This window comes from Microbispora amethystogenes (genome assembly GCF_016863015.1).
GTDB classification, from domain to species: Bacteria; Actinomycetota; Actinomycetes; order Streptosporangiales; family Streptosporangiaceae; genus Microbispora; species Microbispora amethystogenes.
The window spans coordinates 229,672-243,197 of record NZ_BOOB01000003.1 but is presented as its reverse complement, the minus strand read 5'-3'; the positions used below and the strand labels follow the sequence as shown (position 1 = coordinate 243,197).

The 13,526-nt window shown below is 73.8% G+C and carries 15 protein-coding genes; 5 read left to right on the top strand and 10 right to left on the bottom strand.

Features of this window, described 5'->3' with window-relative positions:
• Window positions 1-14 precede the first annotated feature (14 nt).
• The 5 genes from Mam01_RS02285 to Mam01_RS02265 form a co-directional block, all read right to left on the bottom strand.
• Window positions 15-668, bottom strand: a complete 654-nt coding sequence (locus Mam01_RS02285; protein WP_204283733.1) for an RDD family protein — start codon at window positions 666-668, stop codon at window positions 15-17.
• A gap of 58 nt (window positions 669-726) precedes the next feature.
• Window positions 727-1,137, bottom strand: a complete 411-nt coding sequence (locus tag Mam01_RS02280; RefSeq protein ID WP_191910042.1) for a DUF4190 domain-containing protein — start codon at window positions 1,135-1,137, stop codon at window positions 727-729.
• A 150-nt stretch (window positions 1,138-1,287) separates the two neighbouring features.
• Window positions 1,288-1,965 (bottom strand): TIGR02234 family membrane protein, encoded by a 678-nt coding sequence (locus Mam01_RS02275; protein ID WP_204283731.1) that lies wholly within the window; start codon window positions 1,963-1,965, stop codon window positions 1,288-1,290.
• The gene (gene hisI, locus Mam01_RS02270) at window positions 1,962-2,321 is read right to left on the bottom strand and encodes a phosphoribosyl-AMP cyclohydrolase (RefSeq protein WP_150933132.1); all 360 of its coding nucleotides are present in this window, start codon (window positions 2,319-2,321) and stop codon (window positions 1,962-1,964) included. The genes Mam01_RS02275 and hisI overlap by 4 nt, the downstream gene beginning before the upstream one ends.
• A gap of 41 nt (window positions 2,322-2,362) precedes the next feature.
• Window positions 2,363-3,004 carry a PDC sensor domain-containing protein gene (locus Mam01_RS02265; protein ID WP_204283729.1) on the bottom strand — a complete coding sequence of 214 codons (642 nt, stop codon included), beginning with the start codon at window positions 3,002-3,004 and terminating at the stop codon, window positions 2,363-2,365.
• 37 nt (window positions 3,005-3,041) lie between these two features.
• On the opposite strand from Mam01_RS02265, the gene Mam01_RS02260 reads away from it, so the two are divergent.
• Window positions 3,042-3,248: a hypothetical protein gene (locus Mam01_RS02260; protein ID WP_204283727.1), complete on the top strand. Its 207-nt coding sequence runs from the start codon at window positions 3,042-3,044 to the stop codon at window positions 3,246-3,248.
• Here the strand turns inward: Mam01_RS02260 and Mam01_RS02255 are convergent, their stop codons facing one another.
• From Mam01_RS02255 to Mam01_RS02240, 5 genes are all read right to left on the bottom strand, one after another.
• Entirely contained in the window at window positions 3,249-4,529 is a 1,281-nt protein-coding gene (locus Mam01_RS02255) for an alpha/beta fold hydrolase (RefSeq protein ID WP_204283725.1), read from the bottom strand.
• A 113-nt stretch (window positions 4,530-4,642) separates the two neighbouring features.
• A complete protein-coding gene (locus Mam01_RS36255; protein WP_239100966.1) occupies window positions 4,643-5,323 on the bottom strand; it encodes a response regulator in 681 nt (226 codons plus the stop codon).
• Complete coding sequence (locus Mam01_RS36250) at window positions 5,287-7,338, bottom strand: ATP-binding protein (RefSeq protein ID WP_239100965.1); 2,052 nt, start codon at window positions 7,336-7,338, stop codon at window positions 5,287-5,289. The genes Mam01_RS36255 and Mam01_RS36250 overlap by 37 nt, the downstream gene beginning before the upstream one ends.
• Before the next feature lie 67 nt (window positions 7,339-7,405).
• Window positions 7,406-9,226 carry an ABC transporter ATP-binding protein gene (locus tag Mam01_RS02245; protein ID WP_204283723.1) on the bottom strand — a complete coding sequence of 607 codons (1,821 nt, stop codon included), beginning with the start codon at window positions 9,224-9,226 and terminating at the stop codon, window positions 7,406-7,408.
• Window positions 9,227-9,275: 49 nt separating this feature from the next.
• On the bottom strand, window positions 9,276-11,054 hold the full coding sequence (locus tag Mam01_RS02240) for an ABC transporter ATP-binding protein (RefSeq protein WP_239100990.1): 1,779 nt from the start codon (window positions 11,052-11,054) through the stop codon (window positions 9,276-9,278).
• Window positions 11,055-11,373: 319 nt separating this feature from the next.
• Between Mam01_RS02240 and Mam01_RS02235 the strand changes: the two genes are divergently transcribed.
• The 4 genes from Mam01_RS02235 (at window position 11,374) to Mam01_RS02220 (ending at window position 13,456) form a co-directional block, all read left to right on the top strand.
• Entirely contained in the window at window positions 11,374-12,009 is a 636-nt protein-coding gene (locus Mam01_RS02235) for a TIGR03085 family metal-binding protein (RefSeq protein WP_204283719.1), read from the top strand.
• A 91-nt stretch (window positions 12,010-12,100) separates the two neighbouring features.
• Window positions 12,101-12,265, top strand: a complete 165-nt coding sequence (locus tag Mam01_RS02230; protein WP_167521588.1) for a hypothetical protein — start codon at window positions 12,101-12,103, stop codon at window positions 12,263-12,265.
• Window positions 12,266-12,425: 160 nt separating this feature from the next.
• Window positions 12,426-12,593, top strand: a complete 168-nt coding sequence (locus tag Mam01_RS02225) for a hypothetical protein (protein WP_165900427.1) — start codon at window positions 12,426-12,428, stop codon at window positions 12,591-12,593.
• Between the two features lie 611 nt (window positions 12,594-13,204).
• Window positions 13,205-13,456, top strand: coding sequence for a hypothetical protein (locus Mam01_RS02220; RefSeq protein WP_204283717.1), 252 nt, complete (start codon window positions 13,205-13,207; stop codon window positions 13,454-13,456).
• Window positions 13,457-13,526: the final 70 nt, after the last annotated feature.

Here is a 13,526-nt window from a genome sequence, read left to right as displayed (position 1 = left end):
CTCAGCCTAACGGCTCAGGCGCGCACGACCACGGTGCCGACGATCTTGTCGGCGAAGGTCTGCCGCTTGGCGTCCCACAGCGGCCAGAGGAAGCCGATGTAGCAGGGCAGGCCGTCGATGATGTGGCAGAGGGACCGGACGAAGGCCATGCCGAAGCCGATGTACTCGCCCGTCTGCTCCTTGACCGTCTTGATGCCGAGGACCTTCTTGCCCACCGTCTGGCCGGTGGTGCCCTCCTGGTACTTCAGCCACAGGGTGACGCCGATCGCGACGACGAAGCCCAGGAGGTAGATGATCACGCCGATTCCGCCGCCGCCCGTCGACGTGACCTCCCCGGTGTTCGGGTCCACCTGCAGGGAACTGGCGGTCATGGAGCCGCCGATCATGTAGAGGATTCCGGACGGGATGCCGACGATCAGGGCGTCGATCAGGTAGGAGCCGACGCGCAGGCCCCAGTGGGCGAGCTCGGGGCCGCCGTAACCGCCGGAGGGCGGGCCGTACGCGCCGGGGCCGTACTGGCCGCCCTGCGGGGGCGAGGGGTAGGAGCCCTGCGGCGGCGGGGGGTAGCCGCCCTGGGGCGGCGGGTACCCGCCCTGCCCACCGGGCTGCTGGGGAGGCTGCTGAGGGGGGTAACCGCCCTGGTTGTACGGGTCGTTTCCGTAGGTCATGTGGAGCTCCAGCGAAAGTGGGAGAAGGAACGCGAAGGGGGGAGACCCGGGGCGGGGACTAACCGGCGACGTGCGAGACGCTCAGCGCCGCCAGCAGACCCAGCCCGATCGCGTACAGGATCCAGACGGCGGCGCCGGCATAGGACAGGATCAGCCCGGCGATCGCGAGGCCCCGGCCCTGTTCCCCCGTCCGCCGTGTCTGGTTCAACGCGACGTGACCACAGATGACGCCGGCGATCCCGGGAACCCCGCAGAAGAGCAGGCCGAGAACGCCGAGAACGAGCGATGCGACGGCCATTCCGTTCGTGCGGGGACCATGGGGTTGGTGGTACCCGTACGGAGGGGGCGGTGGCGGATAGCCGTACCCGTTTCCATAGCCGTGGCCATAGCCGGAGACCGGCGGCACGCCGCCCGCGCCGGGCGGGTGGCCGTGGCCGCCCGAGTCACCCGGCAGGTACCCGTGGCTCATCCGGTCTCCTGTGCGATCAACGAAGTCGCCGCGAAGCCTATCGACAGCCGGGCGACCGGTCGGAGCGGAACCACAGTTTGTGGGCGATTTGTAATCTGAGGTGGGAACGGTCCAACTCCCGCGGCCCATCCGGCGCCGGGGCGGACCGGCTCAGCGACGGTCGTGGGTGGGGTCGTCGGTGGGGTCGTCTCCCTCGTCCAGCGCGTCCCACATGGCGCGGTCGGCGTCCCGCGCGGGAGCCCGTCCCGGCTCCGTGCGGGCGTGACCGGCGTCCCGTTCGTACCTGCCCGACATGCCGGGCCAGCGCGCGCCGCGCACCGCCGCCACCACCCCGGACCCGAGCAGGACGAGCCCGCCCACGGCGGCGAGCAGCGGCCAGACCCAGGCGCGCGACTCCACCGGGACCGCGGCGCCGGAGATCGTCGCCGTCGTCGCGTGCGCGCGGGCCGCGGCGGCGACCGTCGCGTCGCGGGTGCCGTCCCAGGCTCCGGCCGCGACCGCCGCGCCGAGCAGGGCGACAACCCCGCCGATCGCCCGCCGCCCGATCCCCCTCGCCGCCAGTACGGCCACCGCGGCGGCGAGCGCGGCCAGCGCGGCGGGTGAGAGCCAGGCGACCAGGTCGCCGCCGGTGAGGCCGTCCTGTCCCGCTTCCCCGGGGCCCCCTGCGGTGCCGAGCGTCACCCATCGCCTGCCCGCGGCCAGCAGCGCGAGCCCGCCGCCGGCGGCGCAGGCGGCCAGCCAGACGAGCAGCGAGCGCCCCGCCGTACGGCCGGTCCGGCCGGGCGCGGCGGCGTGACCGGGGGTGGGAGCGGGGGCGGGAGTGGTCACGGCGCGCCGGTCACGTCGAGGACATCGAGGACGTCTGCGTCGAAGCAGGTGCGGTCGCCGGTGTGGCAGGCGGCCCCCACCTGGTCGACCTTCAGCAGGACCGTGTCGCCGTCGCAGTCGAGCGCGACGTGCCTGACCCACTGCACGTGGCCGGAGGTGTCGCCCTTCACCCAGTACTCCCCCCGGCTGCGGGACCAGTAGGTCGCCCGGCCGGTGGTGAGCGTGCGGTGCAGCGCCTCGTCGTCCATCCAGGCGAGCATCAGCACCTCGCCGGTGTCGTGCTGCTGGACGATCGCGGGCACCAGGCCGTCCGGGGTGCGCTTGAGCCGGTCGGCGATCTTCGGGTCGAGGGCCATGTGGCCAATTGTGCCGCAGCGCCCTGCCGCCCCCGCCGCCGCTACCGGGCGGCGGTGACGAGCGACAGCGGAAGGTCGCCCACCCGGCGTACGCCGAAGCCCTCGGCGCCTCGGTAGACCGACCCGGCGACCCAGCTCGCGGTGTTGGAGGCGATCACCCGGCCCTCGGCGTTCACCAGGAACGCCGGCCCCGGGATCTCGCGCAGCGCCGGGAGCACCGCGCCCTCGAAGCGCCGGACGAACACGTCGGCCGCGGCGACTCCGGCGAAGCCCCCGCCCGCCGCCACGGGCACCGACAGCGTGAGGCTGTACTCGTCGGTGCACAGGTAGTCGACGTACGGGCCGCAGATGGTGCGTTCCGCGCCCGAGGACGGACCGGTGTACCAGTCCCAGTGGGTGTAGTCGTAGAACGCGCTGCTCGCCGGGTCCATGTCCCGCAGGAGCTGCACGGGGCCGCCGGAGGGGTTCTCCTGCCACCACTCCAGGTACCACGGCGCGTCGGCCAGCAGGCCGGGCGCGGCGATGAAGCCGATGCCGGCGATGAGCGCGGGCAGGTGGGAGCCGCGCAGCCGGGCCCACAGCAGCGGGCGCAGCGCCGCGAGGTCGCCCGCCACGGGACGGGCGCGATGCTGTGCCGCCGTCTCGTCGTGCCCGCTCAGGGTCTCGTGGGGAAGCCAGAGCAACGGTCCGATGTCGGCCTGTAACCGGATCTCCTCCCGGGTGAGGCGTGCGGACTGGGAGGCGGCCGCGACCTCGATGTGGAAGCGCCCATCGAGCCTGCGCAGCCGCGCGCAGGCCCCTGAGGCGTCCGAGGAGTCCGGGGCCCCGCCGGAGATGCCGGTGCGCGTCGAGGGCCGCGAGGCTCAGATCCTCCTCCTGCGCGGCTACTGGAATCCGATGGGCCTCGCCGCCGCGCTGCAGGCCTGATCAGGTGGGCGGGGTGGCGGCGGTGTAGGGCGGGAGCGGGAGCCGGTGGCCCAGCAGGTAGGCTCGCACCACCGCGAGATAGACGGCCGGCTGGTCCATGGCGATGGCATGGCCGGCGTGGGGGACGTAGACCAGGGTCGAGCCGGGCAGGGTGCGCCGGTAGTCGTAGGTAACCTGCCAGTCCTTGTAATCGCACTCGCCACGCATCACCAGCGTCGGAACGGTCACGGTACGCAGGCGGGGACGCGGATCGGGCAGGGTCTGGGCGTCGGCGATCGTCATCTGGTTGACGTAGAAGCCGGGGCGGTTGGCCGGCAGCGACGCCGGTGGACGGCCGGGGCACTGCGCGGCGGACACCGAGGCGTCCAGGATCCGGCGGAAGAGCTCGTCGGCCTCGTCGTCGCCCAAGAGGGCGTGGGCGGCGGACGGGTTCACCTCGGCCAGCAGCTGGGCCGCCGACATACGGGGGCTGGAGGCGAGGCTTTCGGCCCGCTCGCGCTGACGCGGTGAGAGCCGGTCCCACAGTTCGCCGCTGGCGCGTTCCCGGGAGGCCCCGTACCACAGGACGCCGGGTGAGCTCAGCACGGCCTTGGCCACGTGCTCGGGGTGTGCGGCCAGATAGTGTCCGGCCAGTTCGCCGCCCCACGACTGCCCGATCAGGATGATCTTGTCGGCGCCCAGCCGGCGGCGGATCGCGTCCAGGTCGGCGACCTGCCGTGCGACGGTATATCCGCGGATGTCAGGCAGCCGCGTGGAGCGTCCCGAGCCGAGCTGGTCGTACGCGTACACATCGAAGCCGTCGGCGGCCAGCGCGCGCCCGGCAGGGGAGATTCCGTCGTTGGCGGTCCCGGGCCCGCCGTGCAGGAACACCACAGGCGCCGGACGGGGTCTGCCGACGGCGGGAATATGACTGTAGGCGATACGGGAGCCGGTCGGCAGGTCCCAGAACCGGACGTCGGAACCGGGGGGCGGGCCGACGGGGCGGGGCATTGGCCGGAACAGCGGGACCCCGGCCGCCGCGCCGAACACGACGGTGGCGACGGCGGCGGCCACGGCGGCGGGTCGCTGGCTGCGCTGGAGTCCGAACAGCGCGAGTCCCGCCCAGCACGAAAGGAAGAAGGTCGCGAAGAACGCCACAAGGGCCGCCGCGACCAACACCGGGACGAGCGCGGTCGCGAAGGCCGCGCAGAAGAACGCGGCCAGGGCCGCGACGACCGCCGCGACCAGCGCCACCAGGATCATGAGCACACCGCCGGCGCGCCGGAGGAAGATCATTGGCATACCGTCCAGGCTAGGTACGCCGTTCGCGTCGTTCCTCCTGCGTGACGACGAATCGCACAGGCCCCGCGCCCCGCCGGACGGCGGGGTCCGTCCCCCCTGCGCGGCGGGGGCCGTCAGCGAACGCCGGGGCGTACCAGCCCCGTCTCGTAGGCGGCGATCGCGGCCTGGACACGGTCGCGCACGTTCAGTTTGCGCAGGATGACCGCCACATGGTCCTTGACGGTGGCCGGGCTCAGGGACAGCTCCCGGGCGATCTCGGCGTTGCTGCGTCCGCGCGCGACCTGGACCAGGACCTCGGTCTCCCGCGGCGTCAGCGTCGCCGGCGGCGCGGAGCCGGGCGAGCCGCCCGGCGCTGCGGCGTAGTGGTCGATGAGCCGCCGGGTGACGGCTGGGTCGAGGAGAGCGTCCCCGGCGGCGACGACCCGGACGGCATCGACGACGCGCTGCGGCTCGGCGGTCTTGAGCAGGAAGCCCGACGCTCCGGCCCGCAGCGCGCCGAACACGTACTCGTCCAGGCCGAAGCTGGTGAGGAGCAGGACCCGCACCTCGGGGGCAGCGGCCGTCACCCGCGCGGTCGCCGCGACACCGTCCAGGCCCGGCATGCGGACGTCGAGCACCGCGACGTCCGGGCGCAGGTCGAGGGCCTGCCGCACGGCCGTCTCTCCGTCGCCGCACTGGTCGACCACCCGCAGACCGGGCTCGGCGGCGAGAATGGCGGCGATGCCCGCGCGGACGATCGGCTGGTCGTCGGCGACCGTCACGCGGATCGCGCCGGATCGGTCTGTGGGAGCCACACCCGCACCGTACCGTCGGCGGTGATGCTCAGCGTCCCGCCCCCTGCGTCGATCCGGTCCCGCAATGGGCGCGGCACGCCGGGGGCGCCGGGGCGGCGTGGGCCGATGGTCAGGTCCAGTCCGTCCGGGACGTGGTGAAGGCCGATCGGCGTCTCGTCCTCGATGAGCGCCTCGACGGTGCGGTAGGCGATCACCTCGGCGGACGCGGGCAGAGGGCGGACGGGGCCGGTCACGCGCAAGGCGGCGCGATGACGCGTGGCCAGCGTGCGGATCCCGGCCAGGGTTGGCGGCGGGTCGTCGTCGGCGGGTGCGGCGCGCAGCTCGGTGACCAGGTCCTGCATGACGAGCATCGCCGCCCGCGACCGCGTCAGGACGTCCTGGAGGTCCTCGCGTTCGGCGGCGGAGACCGCGGCACGGACATGGGCGCACGCGGTGCCGCGCAGGCCCCGCAACAGCCGCGCCCGCTCCTCGTTCGCGGCAGCGGCCGCGTGGTCGTCGACGGCCCGGTGCAGCGCGGTCCAGGCGTCGCTTCCGGCCCGCCGCCGCCGTCCCGCGCGCAGGCCGAAGGCCCAGCAGACCAGGGCGGGGACGAGCGCGGCCGCGGTGAAGACCGCCCAGGCGGTGAAGCGGTGCCCCACGCCGTCCGCGGCCAGCGCCGCCCCGGCGACGGCGGCCACCACGAGCGGCACCGGCCAGCTTCCGGCCGCGCGACGCCGCGCTCTCGACGCTGCCGCATGGACCAGCAGAAGATCCGCCCACCAGCACCACAGCAGCACGTCGGTCCCGTGGGACGACGTCCAGCCGTAGTGCTCGCACAGCAGCCACCCCAGCACGACGGCGCAGGCCGCCATCGCCGCCGCGCACGGGGCGCTGCGCCGCCACGCCAGCGGTGCGGCGTGGGCGGCGAGCACTCCGGCCAGCAGCGCGTCGGCCACGGCGGATCCACGGAACGCGTCCGGCCCTCCGGCCGGAATCAGGCATGCTCCCAAGGGCAGTGCGAACGCCAGGACCACGAGCGCGGCGTCGGCGGAGGCCGGCCCCAGCAGCCGCAGCCAGGCCCTGGGTGCGATCGTGCGCGTCCGCCGTCCGGCGGCCTGCGCCCGCACCGGCGGCTCCCCGGCAGCGCCCGGAAGCGACATCCGGACGAGCCACCCGCCCTCGTGCGGGCCCGCGTCGAACCGTCCGCCCGCCTCGGCCACGGCACGCCGCAGAGCGTCCAGCCCCGTGCCGGCGCCGAGGCCGTCGCCGGCCGCCGTCCCTCCGCTGTCCCTCACCTCGACGAGGAGAACGTCGCCGTCGGCGTCCACTCGTGCCCGCACGGTGGCGCCGGCGGCGTACCGGGCGGCGTTGGTCAACCCTTCTCTGAGTACGCGATAGGCGAGCGCCGCGCCTTCCCGGGTGACGACCCGGACGCCGCGGCGGTAGCCGGCCTGCGCGAACGCGGCGGCGAGGGCGTCCAGCTCGTGCAGCGTGCGCGCGGGGTCGAGCGACGCGCCGAGAGCGTCGAGTTCCGCCAGTGCGGCGCGTCCGGCCTCCGCGGCGTGCCGGAGCGCCGCCGCCCGCAGGTCCGGGGCGTCCAGCCGGAGCGCGGCACCCGCCGTCACCACAACCCCGGTGAGACGGTGCCCGGCCACATCGTGCAACTCGGTGGCGAAGCGTGCCCGCTCCGCCCGTGCCGCGTCGCGCGGGACGGCCGCCGCGTGCCGCAGAAACTCCCGGCGGCCCAGCCGGGCGGCCGCGCGGCGACGGCGCGCACGGCCCGCCGTCCAGATCCCGGCGCCCACGCCCAGCGCGAGGACGCCGCCCGCCGCCGTCACACGCGCCGGCGCGCCGCCCCAGGCGACCAGCAGCACCGCGACCGCCGTGACCACGGCCATCGCCGAAAGCGAGACGCCCAGCGTCCGTGCGCGCGCCACGGCGAACAGCAGCGCCGAGACCGCCACGACCAGCGCCGGTACGGCCAGACCGCCCATCACGCCGAGATGCGCCGCCGCACTGATCACCATCGTTCCCATGTGTATCAGGCCCCGCGCACGGCATGCGGACGGTGGTGTCGCTGACCTCGGACTTTCGCGCCGAATCTCAGCGGGCGGTGGTCGCGGTGGTCCAGGAGGCGTAGAGGTCGGCGTACACGCCGGGCTGGGCGGCGAGCACGGCGTGGGGGCCGCGCTGGACGATCCGGCCGTGCTCGAACACCAGGATCTCGTCGGCCGCCTGGGCGGTGGACAGGCGGTGGGCGATCGAGACCGCCGTACGGCCCCGGGTGACCCCGTCGAGCGCCCGGGCGAGCCGCACCTCGGTGGCGGGGTCCACGGCGGAGGTGGCCTCGTCGAGCAGCAGCAGGTCGGGGTCGGCGAGGTAGGCGCGGGCCAGCGCGACCAGCTGCCGCTCGCCGGCCGACAGCGACTCGCCGCGCTGGCCGACGGGGGTGTCCAGACCGGCCGGGAGGCCGTCGAGCCAGTCGGCCAGGCCGAGCTCGGTCAGGGCCCGAGTGATCTCCTCGTCGGTCGCGGAGGGACGCCCGAAGCGGATGTTGCCGGCCAGCGTCGAGTCGAACAGGAAGCCGTCCTGCGGGACCATGACGATCCGCTCCCGCAGGGAGGCGAAGCCGACCTCGCGCAGGTCGACCCCGTCCACCAGGATCCGGCCGGAGGTCGGGTCCATGAGCCGGGTGAGGAGCTTGGCGAAGGTCGTCTTGCCCGAGCCGGTCTCCCCCACCACCGCGACCCGTGTGCGCGGGGCGATCTCGGCCGACACCTCGTGCAGGACGGGCGGCCCGCCCGGGTAGGCGAAGCCGACCCCCTCGAAGCGGACCGCGATCGGGCCGCGCGGCAGCGTCGCGCCGTTCTCCGGGTCGGCCACGTCGGCCGGGGTGTCGAGCACACCGAGGATGCGGCGCCAGCCGGCGATCGCGTTCTGCGCCTCGTTCAGCACCTCGGTCGCGGTCTGCAGCGGGCTGACGAAGAGGGTGATCAGGAACAGGAACGCGATGAGCCGCCCCGCCGTGATGGACCCGGCGGCGCCCAGCTCGACCCCGGCGACGACCACCAGCGCGACGGCGGCCGAGGCGACCAGCTCGGTGGTCGGGAACGTGAACCCGACGATCTTCTGGGCCCGGGTCTGCGCCGCGCGCATCCCGTCCACCGCCCGGTCGATCCGCTCGGCGGTGCGGTCCTCCGAGCCGTACGCGCGGATCACCGCGCTGCCGACGACCGACTCGCTGACCGCGGCGAGCACGTCGCCGGCCCGCTCGCGCACCCGGGTGTACGCCCTGGCCACCAGGCGCTGGAACCTCGGCAGGGCCAGCATCACCGGCAGGAAGCAGGCCCAGACCAGCAGCGTGAGCTGCCATGAGTAGACGGCCATGAGCACGGTCGCGACCAGCAGCTGGCCGACGGACACGATGACCATCAGGCCGCCCCACTGCATGAAGGCGCTGATCTGGTCGACGTCTCCGGTGACCCGGGAGACCAGGCCGCCGCGCCGCTCGCTGTTCTGCGTCAGGACCGACAGGTCGTGCACGTGCCGGAAGCCCTTGCCACGCAGGGTGGCGAGGCCCGACTCCGTGGAGCGGTAGAGCCGCACGTTCATGAGGTAGCCGCACACCGCGGTCAGCGCCACCGCGACCGCGCAGAGGGCGACGGCGTCGCGGATGAACGGGACGTCGGGCGCGCCCTGCCCCAGACCCCGGTCGATCACCTGCTGCACGGCGACCGGCACGACGACCTTGCCCAGCGTGGCCAGCACGGCCAGCGCCAGAGTCCCGGCGATCCCGCGGCGGAACTCCGGCGACAGCCGCAGGCCCTGCCGGAGCGTGTCCACCGCCCCGCGGTCGGCCGACCGCAGCGCGGAGGTCTCCCCCGTCTTCCCCGTGTCCTTTCCCGTGTCCGTGACGGCGGTCACCGGGCCACGCTCCCTTCCGCAAGCCGCACTGAAAGCCCTGAACGGTTCGTCATGCCACGACCTCCTCGCCGCTGTCGAGCGCGGCCCGTTCGGCCTCCTCGCGCTCGTACGCGGTGACGAGGGCGCGGTAGCCCGCGCAGCGGGCCAGCAGTTCCTCGTGCGCGCCCTGGTCGGTGACGACGCCCTGCTCCAGGTAGACGACCTCGTCGGCGAGGGCGATCGTCGCCATCCGGTAGGCGACCACGATCACCGTGGCCTCGGCCGCGCCGTCGCGCAGGCCGTACAGGATGCGCTTTTCGACCTGCGGGTCGACGCTGGACGTGGCGTCGTCGAGGATCAGCAGCCGGGGCTCGCGCACGAGGGCGCGGGCCAGCGCGAGGCGCTGCCGCTGCCCGCCGGACAGCGTCGCGCCGCGCTCTCCGATGCGAGTGTCGAGGCCGGACGGCAGCGCGCCGACGAACCCGTCGGCCTGGGCGAGGCGCAGCGCGGCCCAGACCCGCTCGTCCGGGACGGCCTCGCCGAGCGTGACGTTGCCGCGCACGGTGTCGTCGAACAGGAAGGTCTGCTGCGGGACGAGCGCCACCGAGCGGCTGACCTCTCCCCTGGCCACGTCGCGCAGGTCGATCCCGTCGACCCGTACGACGCCCTCGCCGGGGTCGACGAGCCGCGCGAGCAGCTGGGTGAGGGTCGACTTGCCGGCGCCGGTGGGGCCGACGATCGCGGTCGTGCGGCCCGGCGTGACCGCGAAGGTCACGTCCTTCAGCACCGGGCTCCCGGGGACGTACGCGAAGCCGACGCCCTCGGCGGCCAGCCGCGCCGGGCCGCGGGCGTCCAGGCGGGCCGTGCCGTGCTCCATGGAGCCGGTGGCGTCGAGGACGTCCCTGATCCGCGTCCAGCCGACGACGCTGCGCGGCAGCTCGGCCAGCACCCAGCCGAGCGCCCGGATGGGGAAGGACAGGAGCGTGAAGAGGTAGGCCACCTGGATCAGGTCGCCGGCCGCGACGCCGCCCGACTCCAGGCGCAGCGAGCCGACGAGCAGCACGGCCAGCACGCCGAGCGTGGGCAGCGCCTCCAGCAGGGGGTCGAACAGGCCCCGGACCCGGCCGACGGCGATGTTGGCGTCCCGCAGCGCGTCGGCCTTCGCCTGGAACCGGATGGTCTCGGCGTCCTCCCGGCCGAGGGTCTTGACGACGAGCGCGCCGTCGAAGCTCTCGTGCGCGACCTCGCTCACCTCGGCCCGCAGCGCCTGGGCCCGCATGGCCAGCGGCGAGAGCCTGCGCTGGTAGACCAGGTTGAGCACGGCCACGGCGGGGAAGATCAGGAAGCCGACGACGGCGAGGACGGGGTCGACCAGCACGATCGCCACGGCGGCCGTCACGAGCATCACGACCACGCCCACCGCCATCGGCAGCGGCGCGAGCGGCGCCCAGGCCGCCTCGACGTCGGAGTTGGCGTTGGACAGCAGCTGCCCGGTCGGGTGGCGGTGGTGCCAGGCGAGCGGCAGCCGCAGGTACTGGCGGGTCACCGCGCGGCGCGAGTGGGCCTGCATGCGGTACTGGTGGATGCCGGCCATGATCCGGCGGCCCATGACGCCCGCGGCCTTGAGCACCGCGACGCCCACGATCAGCGCCGCCGCGGCGACGAGCCCGCCGGTGGTGGCCTTGTGGTCCCGGAACGCCGGCAGCACGGCGTTGTCGGTCGCCCAGCCGAGCGCCCAGGACGACGCGACGGTCATCCCTCCGTAGAGGGCGCTGGCAAGGACCGCGCCGATGAAGATCCGCGGCTCCGTCCTGATCGCCACGCCGAGGACCTTGAGACCCTGGAGCATGATCGAGCTGCCGGGCCGCGCGGGAGACTCCTTCGTCGGCACGCGGTGTGCTTCCTTCCGGTCGGGGATCGTCCGGGTCCGCTCCCTGTGAGCGCCCCGGACGGGGACGATACCCATGCGGGCGGGCCGCCGGATCGGTCCCAGGGCCCACGCCCGCCCAAGCCATTGGCCCTAAGTACCCAGGCCCCTCCCGCCAGTCCTGCCCCCGGAGGAGACCCCGGCGGTTGCGGCCCTAGTTACTCCCTATCATCCTGATCAAGCGGTTTATTCCGGCCGCTCCGCTTCGGGGCGGCCGGGTCGCCGGCCGTAGGCTGATCACGTGACTCACGCCCGTACGGAGCGCGCGGCGCTCTGCGACCTGCTCGACGACCTCGGCCCCGGCGCGCCCACGCTGTGCGAGGGCTGGGCCACCCAGGACCTCGCGGCCCATCTCGTGCTCCGCGAGCGCCGCCTCGACGCGGCCCCCGGAATCGCGCTGCCGCTCCTGGCGGGCCACACCGCCGCCGTGCAGGAGCGGCTCACGCTGCGCCACTCCTACCCCGAGCTGGTGGGGCTCGTGCGGAACGGCCCGCCGCGCTGGACGCCGTACGGACTGGTGCCCGCCCTGGACGCGGTCGTCAACACGGTCGAGCTGTTCGTCCACCACGAGGACGTGCGCCGGGCGCAGCCGGGCTGGGAGCCCCGCGAGCTCCCCGAGGACCTCCAGGAGACGTTCTGGCGGCGGCTGCGGGGCGGCGCCCGCTTCTTCATGCGCGGGGCGCCGGTGGGCGTCGTGCTCCGGCGCCCGGACGGGGCGAGGACGGCGGGCCGCATGGCCGAGCCCGCCGTCGTGGTCACCGGCGAGCCGGCCGAGCTGCTGCTGTTCGCCTTCGGCCGGCAGGAGCACGCCCGGGTGACCTTCCAGGGGGACGACCAGGCGGTCGCCCGGCTGCGGCAGGCCAGATTCGGCCTGTGATCAGGCCACAGTGGGAACTGCCCGGAATTCCCACGTAAACATCTTGATATGGGGCAGCATGTGATCCAGACATGAGTGTTTGGGAGCCCCGATGAACCTCAAAAAGGTCCTGACCTATGTGGCCGTCGCCTTTGTGATCTTCTACTTGTTCACCCAGCCGGCGAACGCCGCCGCCGCGGTCAGGAACCTGTTCGGAGGCATCACGACGGGCGCGGAGCGGCTTTCGGCCTTCTTCACCTCACTCGTGTCGGGCTGACCGCCCGGGGCCGCGGGAGGCCGGGCCGCGCCCGTCTCAGCCACGCCTCCGGTCCGTCTCACGATGAGAGCGGAACGGGCTCGTGTCCTCGCGGCTAGTTATGATCATTCCTGCCGCCGGGTACAAACGTCCGGGAAACCGACAGCAGGAGGCCCCCCCGATGAAGTTGAAGAAGGTTCTTACGTACGCGGCCATCGCGTTCGTAGTTTTCTACCTCTACAACCAGCCGCACGCGGCGGCGGGCGCCGTCCGTGGTGTGTTCGACACGGTCAACACGGGAGCCAGCCGGCTCGCGACCTTCTTCACCTCGGTCCTACCCCGGTCCTAACCCGGTCCTGAGGCCGATCCTCGCGGCGTCCGGGCCGCGAGACCCCTCACGGGGCCGTGAAGGAACCCGTTCCGGCACGGCCACGCTCTCCCGACAGGGCCCACAGGGCCGGCAGGGCAACCGCCCTCGCTCCGCCGGCCTCTTCCCACCCGTCTCTGCGACCCGCCCCCTCAACGCGTCACTCGACGCGCCGGGCATGCCACTCTCCGCAACCGGAGTCGCGGTCCATCTGGCACGGTCCTTCCCGCACCCGGGAGTGGCGAGGCGCGCGCCACCGGTCCACCCCCTTTACCCGTACGGACCGCTATTACACCAGTCCGTCTCGAACCTGCCGGACCGGCGGAGTCGCCGTCACGGCCCGGCCCTCTTCACGCCTCGTCCCGGCAAAGCACGACCTCTCGCCACCAAGACGAGAAAGGGATACGAAATCCCTTATGCCGGATTCATCCGCATATCGCCCTGTTTATAGCTGAACGCCTGGACGCCCACGGCAGGCCCGGTGACCATTGGAGATGCCGATCCGGATCGCCGCGCCCGTGCCAGTCCAAGCAGACCAGTCCAGGCAGGCCAGTCAGGACACGTTCAGCAGGACAGGAGGCAGTATGCCCGCCATGCGATTCCCGAGCCCGCTCGGTCTCGCGGTCCTCGCCGCCATCGGTCTCGCGGCCGCGCAACCGGCGCCCAGAGCGTTCGCCGAGACGGTCGTCCCCGTCGGCCACACCGGTTCCGCCTACCAGGTGTCCGACTGGGGCTGTGACGGCCCCTACCAGGCGCAGTGGCAGTACCAGTCGCAGGCGTCCTCCTCGCTCGGCACCGGCCCCGCGGCCTTCCCCACGGCCATCGTGGAGATCGACGACGACTGACCGGCGAATGGTCTTCGAGGACGCGAGGACGTACGGGGGCGGGCCGGGCGGTGAGGGCCCGGCCGGCCCC